The sequence below is a fragment of the Kibdelosporangium banguiense genome (assembly GCF_017876405.1).
In the GTDB taxonomy this organism is placed as follows: Bacteria; Actinomycetota; Actinomycetes; order Mycobacteriales; family Pseudonocardiaceae; genus Kibdelosporangium; species Kibdelosporangium banguiense.
Genome location: NZ_JAGINW010000001.1, coordinates 8,766,848 through 8,781,727 on the forward strand (window position 1 = coordinate 8,766,848; position 14,880 = coordinate 8,781,727).

The window sequence follows — 14,880 nt, forward strand, 5'->3', positions numbered from 1 at the left end:
TCCCAGCGATGTTCAGCTCGAGACGTGGTGCCCTAGAATCGGGATCCTGGCCAGCCCGCGCCCGATGCGCTGATCGTCGCAACGATGACGACCGGATGGGCGCTTCCCACAATGACGAGTGACAGTCCACTTCGGATGCCGACCTGTGATCACCGGGAAAGAAGGATCCATGCTGAGACGTGCCGTGACCCTTGCCGCGACCAGTCTGATCGGCGGCGCCCTGGCGCTGGCCACTGCGGCGCCCGCGCAAGCCGCTGTGGTGGACGTGCCTTTCGGGCCGTCGTCGATCGGCGACTACTGCCATGCCAATGTCGGCTCTTCGGCGACCATCGGCTTCTACGAGAGCGGTGGGCTGCGCTGCTACGCCAGCGGCTCCCCCGGCGGTCTTCAGTACGTCGGCTCCGGAAACCCGTACCTGGCCTGTAAGTACCTCACCATCGATGTGGTCATGAGCGCTTTGCGAGGTCCCTCGGACTCGCTTGTCTGCCGCGTCGTGCGCTAGCGACCGCATTGGACTAGACCACACCACCGATCGGCGGTGTGGCCGACCTTGGCGGGCGGGCACGATGTCATCGAGTCTTTCGCCGAGGAGGACAGCAATGCGCATCATCACCGCCAGCCTGGCCGCCGTCGCCGTGATCGCCATCAGTCCTGGCGTGGCACAGGCGACCAACTGGATCACCGTGGGGCCGTACCCGACCAAGGAATCCTGCCAGCCCGACATGGAGCGCTACCACCAGATCTTCCCTGCCTGGGGCTGCTATCAGGCGGAAGGTGGCTGGTACTTCCAGTACAACAGGGTCTGACCCCGGACCACCTCCCATGTAAAGAAGCTTTGACACGAAGTCTGATGTGTTTTACATTGACCGTGTCAAGTTTGCTTTACATGGGAGGTGGCGTGACTGTCGAAGAACAAAGTGCTTGGACCATGGGAGTGGTCGCAAGCATCTCGTGTGTGGTGTATCTGGTGATCGTCCTGACCATGCCCGGACGGCTGGCGGACGCTTCGTATGTGGCGCCGATGTTGTGGACGCTGGGGGCGGCGATCGTCATCCAGATCGTGCTCAACATCGCCGCGTCGATGCGGGTGCCCAAGGGCAGCCGGGTCAAGGACCAGCGGGATCTGGAGATCGGCCGGTTCGGCGACCACATCGGACAGTCCTTTGTGGCGATCGGCGGGCTGACCGCGCTGGTCCTGGCCATGGCGGAGGCCGACCACTTCTGGATCGCCAACGCGATCTACCTCGGCTTCACCCTGTCGGGCGTCCTCGGTTCGGCGGCCAAGGTCGCCGCCTACCGCCGGGGTTTCCAGTGAAGCCCACGAAGGTCACCAACTCCATCCGCGCACTGCGGTTCGAGCACGGTGAGATGACCCAGGCCGAGCTGGCCGACCGGATCGGCGTCACCCGCCAGACGGTGATCGCCATCGAACAGGGCAAGTACTCCCCCTCGCTGGAAATGGCGTTCCAGATCGCGCGTGTGTTCGCAGTCCGGCTTGAAGACGTTTTCCAATACCCAGGAGAGACATCATGAAGGCGATCACCCAGGACACCTATGGCCAGGCGGATGTCCTGCAGTTCAAGGACATCGACATGCCGGTGGCCGGGCCGGACGAGGTGCTCATCCGCATCCGTGCCGCCGCGATCGACGCAGGCACCTGGCACCTGATGACCGGCGAACCGTACCTGCTCCGATTAGGTTTCGGCCTCAAGCGGCCGAAAGTCCCGGTCCGGGGCCGGGAGATGGCCGGAACGATCGAGGCGGCCGGCGCCAACGTCACGGACTTCAAGCCCGGCGACGACGTGGTCGGTACCGCCACCAACGGAACCTTCGCGGAGTACGTCACCGCGACCACGGCCAGACTTGCGCCCAAGCCGGCGAGCCTGTCCTTCGAGCAGGCCGCCGCCATCCCGATCTCCGGGATCACCGCGGTACAAGCCGTCCGGGACACGGCCAAGATCCAGGCCGGGCAGAAGGTTCTGGTCATCGGCGCCGCGGGCGGTGTCGGGACGTACATCGTGCAGCTGGCCAAGGCGTTCGGCGCCGAGGTCACCGGTGTCTGCAGCACGGCGAAAACAGAGCTGGTGCAGTCCATCGGCGCGGACCACGTCATCGACTACACCTCGCAGCAGATCCCGGCGGGCCGGTACGACGTGGTCTTCGACATCGCGGGCAACCGCAAGCTGACCGAAGTCCGGCGCGCCCTGACCCCCAAGGGAATGCTCGTCCTGGTCGGTGGTGAGAACGGCGGAATCTGGCTCGGGGGCATGGAGCGTGTCCTCGGCGCGACACTGCTGTCGCCGTTCGTGAGCCACCGGCTGCGCAACGTTCTCGCGATCGAACGCAGGAAGGACCTCGAGTTCCTCATCGGGATGATCGAGGACGGCAAGGTCAAGCCCGTGATCGGCCGGACGTGCGGCCTGGCCGAGGTGCCCGGCACGATCAAGGACCTGCAGGCGGGCAGCGCCCGCGGCAAGACCGTCGTCATCATCTGACGAAGGCTGGGTGCCCCCAAAGTGGCGTTGGGGGCACCCAGCGCTCCGAAAGCCACTTTGGGGGCAAAACCGCGTTGGCCGGTGTGAGGTCAGGTGAGCGCTTCGAGGCGGGCGTGCAACTGGTCGACGTAGTCCTCGGATTCCGGCTTCATGAGGACGCTCCGCAGAATCCTGCCGCCTTTCACGTCGGCATCCAGATCGGGATGACGAGCCAGGAAGGCTTCGGCGGACACCCGGAAAGTGCTGAGGAACACCGGGTCGTCAGCGGTCATGCCGGCGTCGAGAATCCGGGCACTCACGGCGTCCACAGCCGACAATGACCGCGCTGCGGGGAAGTAGCCGACAATGTCGAGCGTGGGGTTCTGGTAGAGCTCGAGCACTTCGGATTTGTCGATCAGCTCGGCCCAGCGAATGGCCGCCCGTCGTCCGGCGGCCAGTGCCTCGCCCAGTCCGTCCCGGGTCGGCGGGATCAGCTGGAATGTCAGCCACAGAGCGGCCGCCGCCGCGCCTGCCCGGGAGCATTCCAGACTGATCTCCCCCAGGTGCAGCTCATCCGAGGTGAAGTAGGTGTACGGCGAGTCGTGCAGATAGAACTTGCCGACTTCGGGGTCACGAAAGAGGATCGCACCGCACCCGTACGGCTGCAGGCCGTGCTTGTGCGGGTCGATCACGATGGAATCCGCCGCGGCGACGGCCTGCCACGGACCGGCCGGAATTCCGAGCTCACCTGCCAGCAGCGTGAAGAAACCACCGTAGGCGGCGTCCACATGGATCCGGACGCCGTATTTCTCCCGGAGACCGAGTGCCTCGTCAATGGGATCGATGGCGCCGAGCCCGGTCGTTCCCGCGGTGAGCACGACCGTGCCGACGCGCCCGGTCCGCAGCAGGTCTTCCAGCGCATCGAGATCCATCCGGCCCGCCGGGTCGACCGGGACGCTGTGCCCCTCGATGCCCAGGACTGTGCACATGCGGCTGTGCGTGTAGTGGGCTTCGGCGCTGTAGGCGACGCCCAGTGACGGATGCAGTGACCGTGCCACGAACAGGGCTTCGAGGTTGGCGATCGTTCCGCTCGTGGTCAGGTGCCCGAGGTGCGTTTCGTAGCCGAACATCTCCGCCAGCTGCTGCACGACCTCACGTTCCATGGTCGCTGTCGCGGGCCCGCCGTCGAGGGCGTGGTTGTTCGGGTTGATCAGCATCGTGGTGAGGTAGCCGACCACCGCGGCCGGGTGCGGCGGCTTCAGCATCTGGCCGGCGTACCGGGGGTGGAAGAACGGGTAGTTGTCCTTCAGCCGCTCGGTGAGCTGCGCGAACACCCCCGCGAAGCGGTCGTCGGTGACTTCCAGCGACGGATGCCTCGCGTACTGACCGAAGGAGCGCGACCAGTCCACATTGGAGTCGAGGGCGGCGGCGAGCCAGCGCTGCAGATCCATTGGTTGTGCTCCTGGAAGTCAGGCGAGAGTGACCGTCACCGGAAGGTGCTTGATGCCGTTGATGAAATTGGAGCGTACCCGCGGTACCGCGCCGGCCAGCCGGATGTCGGCAAGGCGCGGCAGCAGCTCCTCGAACATGATCTGGATCTCCATCCGGGCGAGCGCGTTGCCCATACAGAAGTGCGGGCTGCCCTTGCCGAACGTGACGTGGTCGTTGCTGGGCCGGGTGACGTCGAAGTCGTAGGGATTGGCGAAGACCTCCTCGTCCCGGTTGCCGGAGGCGAACCACAGCACGACCTTGTCGCCGTCCTTGATCTTCTTCCCGCCGATCTCGACGTCCCTGGTCGCGGTGCGCCGGAAGTGGTAGATGGGCGTGGCCCAGCGCAGGAACTCCTCCACCGCGACCGGCATCAGACCGGGGTTGTCGCGGAGCTTGGCCAGCTGGTCCGGGTGCTCGATCAGGGCCAGCATGGTGTGCGAGATGGCGTGCCGGGTGGTCTCGTTGCCCGCGACCACCAGCAGCAGGAAGTTGTTGTCGAAGTCCTGTCCCGACAGTGGCACGCCGTCCTGGGGCATGGTGTTGACCAGCCTGCTCACCAGGTCGGTGCCGTCGCCACCTCGGCGCTGGGCGGCCAGTTCACGGCCGTAGTCGAAGACCTCCAGCGAGGCCGGGCTACGGAACGGCAGGTGCCGGTACTGCTCGCTTTCCGAGCTGTCGAGCAGGACATCGGCGTAGTCCGGGTCGGTGTTGGCGATGATCCGGTTGCCCCAGTCGATCAGTTGCTGGGTGTCGTGCTCAGGCACGTCCAGCAGCCGGGCCAGCACGTTGATCGGGAAGTCGGCGGCCACCTCGTCGACGAAGTCGAACGTGCCCTTGGCCAGCGCCGCGTCCAGTGTCCTTGCCGTCAGGCCGCGCAGGAAGTCCTGGTAGGTGGCCAGAACCCGGGGCATGAACTGCTTCTGCAGGATCTTGCGCATCGCGAGGTGCCGCAGCCCGTCGGTCTCCAGCAGCGAGCGCCGGATCGCGATCTGGTCGTCGTCGACCTCTTCGAGGTTCACGAACTTCGTGGAGGTGAACGTCTCGGGGTCGCGGTGCGCGCGGACGATGTCGCGATGCGTGGTCAGCGACCAGAATCCGCGGTTGGGGGCCGGTTCCGGCTGCCAGTGCACAGGATCCTCACGGCGCAGGGTGTCGAGCATGCGCCACGGCGTCACACCGTCGGTGAAGTTGTCGTAGTCGGCCAGGTCGACCTGGCCGAGCGGTAGCGGGTCGAACATCACGTGTCCTCAGATGTGCTGGGCGTACTCCGCGAACTCCCAATCGGTCACATGCCGGTGGAACCGGTCGGACTCGTCGCGTTTGTACGCCAGATAGGCGTCGGTGAAAGGCTTTCCGAGCAGTTCGGTGAGCTCGGTGTCGGCTTCGAGGGCGTCCAGCGCGGCGTCCAGGGTCCTGGGCAGCTGCGGCGCGGAGGCCGCGTCGTAGCCGTAGCCCTCGAACGGCGGTGGCGGCAGTGCGGCGGCCCGGATTCCGAGATGGATCGCGGCCAGCAGACCGGCGGTGGCCAGATACGGGTTGGCACTGGCGTCGCCGAGACGCAGTTCGAGCCGTGTTCCGCTGCCGCGCTCGGGCGGGACGCGCAGCATGGCGCTGCGCTTGTCCAGGCCCCAGTCGATCAGCCACGGCGCGAGTGTGTCCGGTCCGAAACGCTTGTAGGAGTTGATGGTCGGGTTCAGCAGGGCACTGATCGCGGGGGCGTGGGCAAGCAGTCCGGCGATCGCGTACTGCGCCGGGACAGCGAGCCCGTGCTGCTGGCCGGGGTCTTCGAAGGCGTTGCGGTCTTCGCTGTCGGTACACGAGACGTGCAGGTGGAAGCCAGAACCGCCGGTGGCGTTCAACGGTTTCGCCATGAACGTGGCCAGCCGTCCTTCGGTCCGGGCCAGTTCCCGAACGGCCGATTTGAACAGCCACGACCGGTCAGCGGCGTCGAGCGCGGCGGAGTGGGTCAGGTTGATCTCGAACTGGCCGCCGTCGAACTCCTGATTGCCCGAGATGACGCCGATTCCGAGCTGGTCGAGGTGCCGCAACGACCGCAGCAGATGGCCGTCGGGGTCGCCGCGGCGTCCGCTGCAGTACACGTTGCCGGTGATCTCCTGGTACGGCCGCCAGCCGAGCGCCGAGCCGGGATCCGGCTCCAGCAGGAAGTACTCCAGTTCCGGGCCGACGACCGCGGTCAGGCCCGATCCGGACAACGTCCCGGCCAGCCGGCGCACGAGGTCACGGGGTGATTCGGCCACGGGTGCGCCGGTGACCACGTCGATCGGGTCGCCCAGGCACCAGGCCACGCCCGGTTCCCACGGAATCGGCACAAGCGTGCTCAGGTCGGGGCGGATCGAGATGTCGGGCAGGCCTTCCTGCAGGCCGCCGGGAGCGTCGACGACTCCCCCGCGCGGCGTCGTGTGGTACACGGCGCGGCAGAAAGCCAGGCCGTGCGCGCAGGCTGCGGGCAGGTGATGCAAGAGCACATCGCGGCCGCGGTCTATCCCGAGCAGATCGGGATAGGTCACCCGGACAACGTCGATGCCCAGCGCCGAAAGCCGTTCGACCTGCTGCTGGGCCTGCTCTGTGGTGGGGCCGGCGGAGCTCACTGGTGTCTCCTCGCGGACGGGAACTGTCCATCGTTTGACACCAAACAGTATGGTCGGCACACCCCCGGCGCAAGGGTTGACCTGAGGCGATCCCCGACCTAGATTGTTTGAGGTCAAACGACTCACCGGAGGTCCGCCATGAAGGTCGTCGTCGACATGAACAAGTGCCAGGACCACGGCCAATGCGTGTTCTCGGCACCCGACGTCTTCCAGCTCGACGCGGACGGCCACCTGGTCTACGTAGCCGAGCCGGACGACGCGCTGCGGGAGGACATCGAGGACGCGGCGGACGTCTGCCCGCTCCAGGCCATCACGCTGACATGACCGGCCGGATCGTGGTCGCGGGCGCCTCGCTGGGCGGCCTGCGCGCCGCCGAGCAGCTGCGTTCGGCCGGGTGGACCGGTGAGATCGTGGTCGTCGGCGACGAGCCGCACATGCCGTACAACCGGCCGCCACTGTCCAAAGAGGCCCTGGCGGGCAAGGCGACGTTCGAATCGCTGGCCTTCACGCCTCGCGCGAGCGCGGCCGATGTGCAGTGGCGGCTGGGTACTTCCGTGACCGGGGCCCGGCTTGCCGACCAGGTCGTCCAGCTCGGCGACGACGAACTCTCCTTCGATGGGCTGGTTGTCGCGACGGGCATGCGGCCGCGTCGACTCAGGTGCGCAGGCCCAACGCAGGGCCGTCACGCCGTACGCACGCTCACCGACGCTATTGGCCTACGCGAAGCTCTGACGCATCCCGGAGCTCGAGTCGTAGTCGTCGGGGCCGGTTTCATCGGCTGTGAAGTGGCCGCGACCGCTGTCGGGCTCGGTGTCGCCGAGGTGACTGTCGTCGAACCCGAACCTCTGCCGATGCTTCGGCCGCTCGGTGACCTGCTCGCACGTGAGTTGCTGCGCCGCCATGAAGACCGTGGTGTCCGTTTCGAACTGGGCACCGGTGTGGTGGGTTTCGAGGGAACCGACCGGGTCACCGCGGTGGCGCTCAGCGACGGCAGCACGCTCCCGGCTGACGTCGTGGTCGAGGCAGTCGGGTCGATCGCGAGTACCGAGTGGTTGCAGGGCAATGGACTCGACCTGAGCGACGGCGTGTTGTGTGACGACCGGATGCGGGTCGTCGGCCTCCGTAACGTGGTGGCCGTGGGTGACATCGCCAGGTACCCGAACGCTCGTTACGACGGCATTCCACGTCGTGTCGAGCATTGGAGCACGCCTGGGGACACGGCCAAACGCGCTGCGAAGTCGCTCGTGGCCGAACTGGCCGAAGCCCCGCACGACGATGCCGTCTTCGCTCCCCTGCCCTCGTTCTGGAGCGACCAGTACGAGTACCGGCTGCAGTCTTTCGGCGTTCCCGTACTCGGCACCGGTGATCACCGGGTGCTGGACGGGGACGTCTGCGGGGACGTCGTCGTCGGGTATCACGCCGGGGATCGCCTGGTCGGCGTGGTCGCCCTGGGCGGCCCGAAAGCCACAAGCAGTGCAGCCCGTTACCGCGCCAAGATGCTGACCCCTTAGGAGTATGTCGTGGCCCTCCGCGGCTTTTTCGGTCCCCAGTCGGCGACCGGCCGCTCGTCGCTGATCCCCGAGCCGCCGTGGCACTACTCGGGCGACCTGATCACCATCGAGTACCGCACCGATCCGGCGCGGGTGCGTGAGCTCCTGCCGGACTCGCTGGACCTCGCCGAGCAGGACCCCGGCGCGGTCGCGTTGATCTGGGCGGACTGGCAGTCCTGTTCGGACTCCCGCGAGGAGCTGCTGGATCCCGTGCGGTCGCAGTACAAAGAGGCCTTTGTCGTGGTGCGCTGCCAGTACCAGGGGCAGACGTACTCCCGGTGCGTCTACATCTGGGTGGACAAGGACTTCGCCATCGCCCGGGGACTGCACCAGGGCTATCCGAAGAAGCTCGGTTCCATCCACATGACCAGGCCGCATCCGTACGGCCCGGCACCGCGCATCGAGGCCGGTGCCCGGTTCGGCGCCACGTTGGCGGCCGCGGACCGGCGCCTGGCGCAAGCCGTGATCACGTTGCGCGAGCCGGCCGAGACCAACGGTTTCGTCAACGGCCACCCGATGGCACACAACCGCAGGCTGCCCGCCATCGCGAAAGGCGAAGGGCCGGCGTTCGACGAGCTGATCGAGTCCGGCGCCGCGTCCTTCGAAGGCGGCACACCATGGTCGGCCGACGCGGATGTCTCGGTCTTCGAGGCGCCGACCGAGGAGCTCGCGCGGCTGGAGATCCATGAGCTGATCGGCGCGTACTACCGCCAGGTCGGTGTCACCTGGGACGGCGGACGACTGCTGGAGAGGACAGCGCCATGACCGAGATCGCCGGTGTTCTCCTCGACACGCGCCACTGGATCGGCGGGCAGCGGGTGGCGTCGCCGGAGACCTTCCCCGACCACTCCCCCATCGACGGCAGCCTGATCGCCGAGATCTCTCGCGGCGGCGCGTCCGAGGCCGCGGCTGCGGTGGCTGCGGCCTCGGACGCGTTTCCTGCCTGGGCGGCTACTTCTCGGGCAGAGCGGGCCCGAATCCTGCATGCCATCGCCGATGGTGTGGAAAAACGGCTGGAGGATCTGGCCAACGTCGAGACCGTCGACAATGGAGCGTTGCTGCGGTCGCATCGCCGTGGCGTGATGCCACGGGTCGCGCACAACTTCCGGTTCTTCGCCGACTGGCTGCTCAGCCTCGGCCATGACGACTTCGAAACACGGGGCCACGCCAACCACGTGTCCTGGGATCCGGCCGGTCCGAGCGTGCTCATCACACCGTGGAACGCGCCGTTGATGCTGGCCACGTGGAAGGTCGCGCCCGCACTGGCCGCGGGTAACACGGTCATTCTCAAACCCGCTGAGTGGTCACCGCTGACCGCTTCCCTGCTGGCCGACATCGCGCACGAAGCCGGGCTACCAGCCGGAGTTCTCAACGTGGTGCAGGGTTACGGCGCTGAGGCGGGCGCGGCCTTGGTCGCGGATCCTCGCGTCCGCCGGATCAGCTTCACCGGATCGGTGCCGACTGCCCAACGCATCGCAGAGGCTGCCGCACGCAACCTCACCCCGTTGAGCCTGGAACTGGGTGGGAAGTCGCCGCTGCTGGTCTTCGCGGACGCGGACCTTGATCTGGCTGTCGACCTGGCTGTCGAGCAGTACGACAACGCGGGCCAGGTCTGTCTGGCCGCGACCCGTCTGCTGGTCGAGTCCTCCATCGCCGACGAGTTCACGGCACGGTTCCTCGCTCGTGCGGCTTCGCTGAAGCAAGGCGATCCGCGCGATGAAGCCACCGACATGGGGCCGAACATTCACCAACGGCAGGTCGACAAGATCGACGGGTTTGTGCGGCGGGCGCTTGACGCGGGTGCGACCGCGCTGCTCGGCGGCGAGCCCAACGCGGATCTCGGCGGTCTGTACTACCGGCCGACGCTGATCACCGGCATGGCCCCGGACGCCGAGATCATCACGGAAGAAGTCTTCGGGCCGGTGCTCACGCTGCAGACGTTCTCCTCCGAAGAGGAAGCGGTCGAACTCGCCAACGGGACCCGTTTCGGCCTGGCCGCAACTGTCGCCACCGGTGACAGACAGCGGGCCGAACGGGTCACCGCGCGGCTGGTGGCCGGGACAGTCTGGGTGAACTGCTTCTTCGTGCGTGATCTTCAGGCGCCGTTCGGCGGGGCGCGCCAGTCCGGCGTCGGCCGGGAAGGCGGCACCTGGAGTTTCGACTTCTACTGCGACATCAAGAACACCGTGATGGCCCCGAAAGGATGGCAGAACAATGGGTGAGATCGTCGGCGCGGGGCTGCTCTCGCACGTGCCCACCATCGTACTGCCCGAGGCTGAGCGCCGGGAACTCAACGAGGGCAAGGAGATCAGCCTCGTTCCCGGGTTGCAGCGGCTGCGCAGGGAAGTCTTCGACACGCTCGACTACGACACCGTGGTCGTTCTGGACTCGCACTGGGCGACCACGGTGGAGTTCGTGGTCACGGCTCAGAACCGCCGCGCGGGCCTGTTCACCTCCGAGGAACTGCCGCGCGGGATGTGCCGGATGCCGTACGACTTCCCCGGCGACCCGGAGCTCGCGGCCAATGTGGCGCGATTCGCCGACAAGCACGGCACATGGATCACGCCCATCGACGACGAATACCTGCCGATCTACTACGCCACCATCAATCTGTGGACGTATCTCGGTGTCCCGGACAAGCGCTGGGTGTCGATCGGGGTGTGCCAGACGGGTGATACCGAGGACCACCTCCGGCTGGGCCGGGCTTTGGCCGACGGTATCGCGGAAACCGACCGCAAGGTCCTGCTGATCGCGTCCGGCGCGCTGTCGCACACTTTCTGGCCGTTGCGTCAACTGCGTGATCACGAGTCCAGCGACCCGAAGCACATTTTCTCCGACCAGGCGCGGGAAGCCGACCACGAACGCATCGCCTGGTTCGAAGCCGGCCGCCACGATCAGGTGTTGCAGACCATGCCGGACTATCTGAAGGTCAAACCGGAGGCACGGTTCGGGCATTACCTGATGATGATCGGCGCACTCGGTGAGCAGGCCTGCGCCGCGCCCGGCCAGCTGTTCAGCGAATACGAGAACTCGGTCGGAACCGGGCAGATCCACATCTGGTTCGACCGTCCGGCCGACGGGTGGACACAGTCATGACCGAGTACCGCCGAATTCTGCTGGACGGCGTGGCCGTTCAGGTTGTCCGTGACGGTGCGGAGCTGGTGGCCGGGGACGGCCGCCGGGTCAAGGCGTCCGAAGCCGTGCACCTGCCACCGGTGGAGCCTTCCAAGATCGTCGCGGTGCATCTCAATCACCGCAGCCGTGTGGAGGAATTCCAGATCAAGCCGGCGGCGACGCCAACGTATTTCCACAAGCCCGTCTCGTCGCTCAACGCGCACGGCGGGACCGTGATCCGGCCGCACGGCTTGAAATACCTCAACTATGAGGGCGAGGTCGCGATTGTCATCGGCCGGACATGCCGTGGCATCTCGCCTTCGAAGGCAGGCGAGTACATCGCCGGTTACACCGTGGCCAACGATTTCGGACTGCACGATTTCCGGGACACCGACGCCGGGTCGATGTTGCGGGTGAAGGGCTCCGACACACTCTGCCCATTGGGGCCCGGTCTGGTCACCGACTGGGATTTCCACGGCAAGTATCTGCGGACCTTTGTCAACGGTTCGGTCGTGCAGGACGGTTCCACCGACGAGATGGCGTGGGACATGCACTATCTGGTGGCCGACATCGCCCGCACGATCACGTTGGTGCCTGGCGATGTGTTGCTCTCCGGCACGCCCGCGAACTCCCGGCCCGTGCAGCCAGGTGACGTGGTCGAGGTGGAAGTCGAAGGGCTGGGACGGCTGACGAACCGGATTGTCAGCGGCCCCACCGGGATCCGCCCGGACGTCGGCGCGCAGCCGACCGAGTCCGAAGAGGTGCTGTCCACCGCACTCGGCGGCGACTGGGAGTTCCGCGGCATCCGCCCGCCCCGGCGAAGCTGACACCTTTATCATTTGGCATCGAACGATGGAGGGCGCCCGTGAAGCGATCAGTCACCGAGACCGAGAAACTGGTGCAGGCCAAACTCGGCGCCACCCCCATCAGACACGAGCAGATGGCCGCGGTCGCGAACATCCACCGCGCCGCGGCCGCCGTGCGCCAGCACTTCGAGAACTCGGTCCTGCGCAACTCCGAGCTGACCTGGACAGCCTTCGTGGTGCTCTGGGTCGTCTGGATCTGGGACGAGATGGAGACCCGGCACGTCGCCGACGAAGCAGGGATCTCCAAGGGAACCCTGACCGGAGTAGTGGGCACGCTGGAGTCCCGCGGCCTGATCAAGCGCTCCAGCCACCCCTCCGACGGCCGCCTCGTCCTGCTCAGCCTCACCGAGGCAGGCGAAGAACTGATGGTCCGCCTCTTCCCGGAGTTCAACGCCGAAGAGGCATTCGTGACCGAAGGCCTCTCGGTCGACGAATGCCTCCGCCTCGCCGACTCCCTGCGCAAAATAGTCATGCAGGTCGAAACCCAGGGCGAGGACCGGCGCCTCACCCTGCTCAACGGCGCCGACCCCAAACCCCGCCGCAGCGGCAGAAGGCCTAAGCAGAAGCCTTGACCAGGGCGTCGAACAAGGCCTGGTTGGCGGGGTCCTGGGCGGCGGTGTCCTCGGGGTGCCACTGGACTGCTGTGAACCAGCCTTTTGTGGTGGGTAGGTCGAAGGCCTCGATTGTGCCGTCGGTGGCCCAGGCGGTTGGGGTGAGGCCTTGGCCGAGGGTGGCGACGCGTTGGTGGTGGTAGCAGGAAGCGGCGATTTTGTCGGTGCCTGTGAGCTTGGTTGCCGTGGAGTCGGGTGCGAGGCTGACTGGGTGCACGACGTGTTTGTGGCCGGGGATGTCCTGGTCGAGGGTTCCGCCTAGGGCTACGTTCACCACGTGCAGGCCGCGGCAGATCGCGAGGAGCGGCAAGCCGGATTCCAGGCAGCGACGCGCGACGGCCAGGTCGAAGGCGTCCTGGTCATGGTCGACGTCGTAGACGCTGTCGTGGGCCTGGTCGGTGTACAGGTTGGGGGCGAGGTCTCCGCCGCCGGGCAGGAGGACTCCGTCGAAGCGGGACAGGCGGGTCTCAAGCCCAGTGAGGTCTGGGTGGATGGAGGCTGGTTCGCCGCCCGCGCGCCAGACTGATTCGATGAGGGCGCGGGCGTTGACCTCGGCGGCGTAGCGCAAGGCCGATGTGGAGGCGGCGAAGCGGGCCGGGATCGCGATGAGTGGCCTCACAGCTGGATCCAGGTTGTCTTGAGTTCGGTGTACTTGTCCAGCGAGTGCGCCGACTTGTCGCGGCCGTTGCCGGATTGCTTCATTCCTCCGAAGGGGACGGTCAGGTCGCCTTCCTCGTAGCAGTTCACCCAGACTGTGCCTGCTCGCAGGGCGCGGGAGACTTGGTGGGCGGTCGACAGGTCCGCGGTCCAGAGTCCTGCTGCCAGGCCGTATTCGGTGGCGTTGGCGAGGGCGATCGCCTCGTCGACGGTGTCGAAGGTGAGTACGGACAGCACCGGTCCGAAGATCTCGTCACGGGCGATGGCTGAGTCGGGGCTTACCTGGTCGAACACGGTGGGGGCCAGGAAACTGCCGCCGGACGAGGCCAAAGTGCGTTCGCCGCCTGTCCGTAGCCGGGCCGCGCCGGCGATACGGGCCAGGACGCGGCCGAGATGGTGCTCGCTGACCAACGGTCCCATCTGGGTCGACGGGTCGAGTGGGTCGCCGACGCGGAGGGCTTGGGCGGCGGCGATGACGGCGTCGGTGACCTGGGAGGCGATGGAGGTGTGCACGAGCAGGCGGGACGGCGCGGTGCACATTTCGCCCTGGTTGAAGAAGATTCCCCATGCCGCTGTGGCCGCGGCCCTGTCCAGGTCCGGGGCGTCCGGCAGGATGATGTTGGGAGACTTGCCACCCAGCTCCAGCCAGACCCGTTTGAGGTTCGAATCCGCCGCGTAGTGCAGGAAATGGCGACCGACGGCCGTGGACCCGGTGAACGCCAGCACATCCACGTCCGGGTGCAACCCCAGCGCACGTCCCGCGGTCGGCCCGTCTCCGGCGACCACGTTGAACACACCCGGAGGCAGACCGGCTTCAGTCGCCAGCCGGCCGAGCCTGAGCGCGGACAACGGCGAGAACTCGGACGGTTTGAGGACCACAGTGCAACCCGCGGCGAGTGCCGGAGCGACCTTCCACGACGCGAGCGTGAGCGGGAAGTTCCACGGCACCACCGCGCCCACCACACCGACCGGCTCCCGCGTCACCAAAGCCAGGGAGTCCAGGGCGGTCCGGGGTGATTCGTCGACGAGTTTGTCGGCAAGCTGGCCGTACCACCGGAATGTGTTGATCGCGGCGCGCAGTTCGATGTCGTGCGCGTCGGTGATCGGTTTGCCCATCTCCAGGCTGATGGTCAGGGCGAGTTCGGCGCGGTGTTCCTCGATCAGGTCCGCGAGCCGCAACAGCAAGCGCCCGCGCTCCACCGGTGCCAACCGCGGCCACGGGCCGTGGTCGAAGGCGCGCCGGGCAGCCGCGACGGCGAGGTCGACCTCCTTCTTCCCCGCGTCGGCGACTGTCGCCAGGACCTTGCCGTCGCGAGGCGAGACGACAGTGAAAGACGCCTGACCAGGCTCATCCACGCCGTTGATGTGGTGATGACCAGCCGGTCGCAACTGTTGGGCGAGACTCAGCCAGCCCTCGTAGCCAGGCATCTACACCTCCATCATTTGAGCCCAAACAATAACGCCAGACGGAGGTATGAACAAGGGACCGCCCTCTGCGAGCGGTCCCT

Annotated in this window: 17 protein-coding genes; 12 read left to right on the forward strand and 5 right to left on the reverse strand. The window is 66.8% G+C overall.

All coding sequences use genetic code 11. The features are described 5' to 3' along the window. Positions 1-169 precede the first annotated feature (169 nt). From JOF56_RS39875 to JOF56_RS39895, 5 genes are all read left to right on the forward strand, one after another. A complete protein-coding gene (locus JOF56_RS39875; protein WP_209644625.1) occupies positions 170-502 on the forward strand; it encodes a hypothetical protein in 333 nt (110 codons plus the stop codon). 97 nt (positions 503-599) lie between these two features. Beyond that, on the forward strand, positions 600-806 hold the full coding sequence (locus JOF56_RS39880; protein ID WP_209644627.1) for a hypothetical protein: 207 nt from the start codon (positions 600-602) through the stop codon (positions 804-806). Between the two features lie 92 nt (positions 807-898). After that, complete coding sequence (locus tag JOF56_RS39885; protein WP_307855464.1) at positions 899-1,315, forward strand: hypothetical protein; 417 nt, start codon at positions 899-901, stop codon at positions 1,313-1,315. Between the two features lie 53 nt (positions 1,316-1,368). Next, positions 1,369-1,533 (forward strand): helix-turn-helix transcriptional regulator, encoded by a 165-nt coding sequence (locus JOF56_RS39890; protein WP_209648754.1) that lies wholly within the window; start codon positions 1,369-1,371, stop codon positions 1,531-1,533. Further along, positions 1,530-2,495 (forward strand): NAD(P)-dependent alcohol dehydrogenase, encoded by a 966-nt coding sequence (locus JOF56_RS39895; RefSeq protein WP_209644630.1) that lies wholly within the window; start codon positions 1,530-1,532, stop codon positions 2,493-2,495. Before JOF56_RS39890 ends, JOF56_RS39895 begins: the two co-directional genes overlap by 4 nt. Before the next feature lie 89 nt (positions 2,496-2,584). On the opposite strand, the gene JOF56_RS39900 is transcribed toward JOF56_RS39895, so the two are convergent. Genes JOF56_RS39900 through JOF56_RS39910 form a run of 3 tightly spaced genes read right to left on the reverse strand, consistent with a single transcriptional unit; the run spans position 2,585 to position 6,574 of the window. Next, entirely contained in the window at positions 2,585-3,925 is a 1,341-nt protein-coding gene (locus JOF56_RS39900; protein WP_209644632.1) for a pyridoxal phosphate-dependent decarboxylase family protein, read from the reverse strand. Between the two features lie 18 nt (positions 3,926-3,943). Beyond that, a complete protein-coding gene (locus JOF56_RS39905; protein ID WP_209644635.1) occupies positions 3,944-5,203 on the reverse strand; it encodes a cytochrome P450 in 1,260 nt (419 codons plus the stop codon). 9 nt (positions 5,204-5,212) lie between these two features. After that, positions 5,213-6,574 carry a glutamine synthetase family protein gene (locus JOF56_RS39910; RefSeq protein ID WP_307855465.1) on the reverse strand — a complete coding sequence of 454 codons (1,362 nt, stop codon included), beginning with the start codon at positions 6,572-6,574 and terminating at the stop codon, positions 5,213-5,215. Between the two features lie 138 nt (positions 6,575-6,712). Between JOF56_RS39910 and JOF56_RS39915 the strand changes: the two genes are divergently transcribed. Genes JOF56_RS39915 through JOF56_RS39945 form a run of 7 tightly spaced genes read left to right on the forward strand, consistent with a single transcriptional unit; the run spans position 6,713 to position 12,676 of the window. Beyond that, positions 6,713-6,898: a ferredoxin gene (locus JOF56_RS39915; RefSeq protein ID WP_209644638.1), complete on the forward strand. Its 186-nt coding sequence runs from the start codon at positions 6,713-6,715 to the stop codon at positions 6,896-6,898. Next, positions 6,895-8,085 carry an NAD(P)/FAD-dependent oxidoreductase gene (locus JOF56_RS39920; RefSeq protein WP_209644640.1) on the forward strand — a complete coding sequence of 397 codons (1,191 nt, stop codon included), beginning with the start codon at positions 6,895-6,897 and terminating at the stop codon, positions 8,083-8,085. Before JOF56_RS39915 ends, JOF56_RS39920 begins: the two co-directional genes overlap by 4 nt. Positions 8,086-8,094: 9 nt before the next feature. Then, positions 8,095-8,889, forward strand: coding sequence for an acetoacetate decarboxylase family protein (locus JOF56_RS39925; RefSeq protein ID WP_209644642.1), 795 nt, complete (start codon positions 8,095-8,097; stop codon positions 8,887-8,889). Beyond that, positions 8,886-10,346, forward strand: coding sequence for an aldehyde dehydrogenase (locus JOF56_RS39930; protein ID WP_209644643.1), 1,461 nt, complete (start codon positions 8,886-8,888; stop codon positions 10,344-10,346). Before JOF56_RS39925 ends, JOF56_RS39930 begins: the two co-directional genes overlap by 4 nt. Next, on the forward strand, positions 10,339-11,220 hold the full coding sequence (locus tag JOF56_RS39935; RefSeq protein ID WP_209644646.1) for a 3,4-dihydroxyphenylacetate 2,3-dioxygenase: 882 nt from the start codon (positions 10,339-10,341) through the stop codon (positions 11,218-11,220). The genes JOF56_RS39930 and JOF56_RS39935 overlap by 8 nt, the downstream gene beginning before the upstream one ends. Then, positions 11,217-12,065, forward strand: a complete 849-nt coding sequence (locus tag JOF56_RS39940; protein ID WP_209644659.1) for a fumarylacetoacetate hydrolase family protein — start codon at positions 11,217-11,219, stop codon at positions 12,063-12,065. The genes JOF56_RS39935 and JOF56_RS39940 overlap by 4 nt, the downstream gene beginning before the upstream one ends. Positions 12,066-12,103: 38 nt before the next feature. After that, a complete protein-coding gene (locus JOF56_RS39945; RefSeq protein WP_307855466.1) occupies positions 12,104-12,676 on the forward strand; it encodes a MarR family winged helix-turn-helix transcriptional regulator in 573 nt (190 codons plus the stop codon). On the opposite strand, the gene JOF56_RS39950 is transcribed toward JOF56_RS39945, so the two are convergent. Beyond that, a complete protein-coding gene (locus tag JOF56_RS39950; protein WP_209644661.1) occupies positions 12,660-13,334 on the reverse strand; it encodes a gamma-glutamyl-gamma-aminobutyrate hydrolase family protein in 675 nt (224 codons plus the stop codon). The genes JOF56_RS39945 and JOF56_RS39950 overlap by 17 nt on opposite strands. Next, positions 13,331-14,800, reverse strand: a complete 1,470-nt coding sequence (locus JOF56_RS39955) for an aldehyde dehydrogenase (protein WP_245378566.1) — start codon at positions 14,798-14,800, stop codon at positions 13,331-13,333. Before JOF56_RS39955 ends, JOF56_RS39950 begins: the two co-directional genes overlap by 4 nt. Positions 14,801-14,880 lie beyond the last annotated feature (80 nt).

Coding starts and splice junctions, on each gene's coding strand:
- JOF56_RS39875 (WP_209644625.1), top strand. CDS start 170: ATGCTGAGACGTGCCGTGACCCTTGCCGCGACCAGTCTGATCGGCGGC.
- JOF56_RS39905 (WP_209644635.1), bottom strand. CDS start 5,203: ATGTTCGACCCGCTACCGCTCGGCCAGGTCGACCTGGCCGACTACGAC.
- JOF56_RS39920 (WP_209644640.1), top strand. CDS start 6,895: ATGACCGGCCGGATCGTGGTCGCGGGCGCCTCGCTGGGCGGCCTGCGC.
- JOF56_RS39930 (WP_209644643.1), top strand. CDS start 8,886: ATGACCGAGATCGCCGGTGTTCTCCTCGACACGCGCCACTGGATCGGC.
- JOF56_RS39935 (WP_209644646.1), top strand. CDS start 10,339: ATGGGTGAGATCGTCGGCGCGGGGCTGCTCTCGCACGTGCCCACCATC.
- JOF56_RS39880 (WP_209644627.1), top strand. CDS start 600: ATGCGCATCATCACCGCCAGCCTGGCCGCCGTCGCCGTGATCGCCATC.
- JOF56_RS39895 (WP_209644630.1), top strand. CDS start 1,530: ATGAAGGCGATCACCCAGGACACCTATGGCCAGGCGGATGTCCTGCAG.
- JOF56_RS39955 (WP_245378566.1), bottom strand. CDS start 14,800: ATGCCTGGCTACGAGGGCTGGCTGAGTCTCGCCCAACAGTTGCGACCG.
- JOF56_RS39940 (WP_209644659.1), top strand. CDS start 11,217: ATGACCGAGTACCGCCGAATTCTGCTGGACGGCGTGGCCGTTCAGGTT.
- JOF56_RS39915 (WP_209644638.1), top strand. CDS start 6,713: ATGAAGGTCGTCGTCGACATGAACAAGTGCCAGGACCACGGCCAATGC.
- JOF56_RS39900 (WP_209644632.1), bottom strand. CDS start 3,925: ATGGATCTGCAGCGCTGGCTCGCCGCCGCCCTCGACTCCAATGTGGAC.
- JOF56_RS39890 (WP_209648754.1), top strand. CDS start 1,369: ATGACCCAGGCCGAGCTGGCCGACCGGATCGGCGTCACCCGCCAGACG.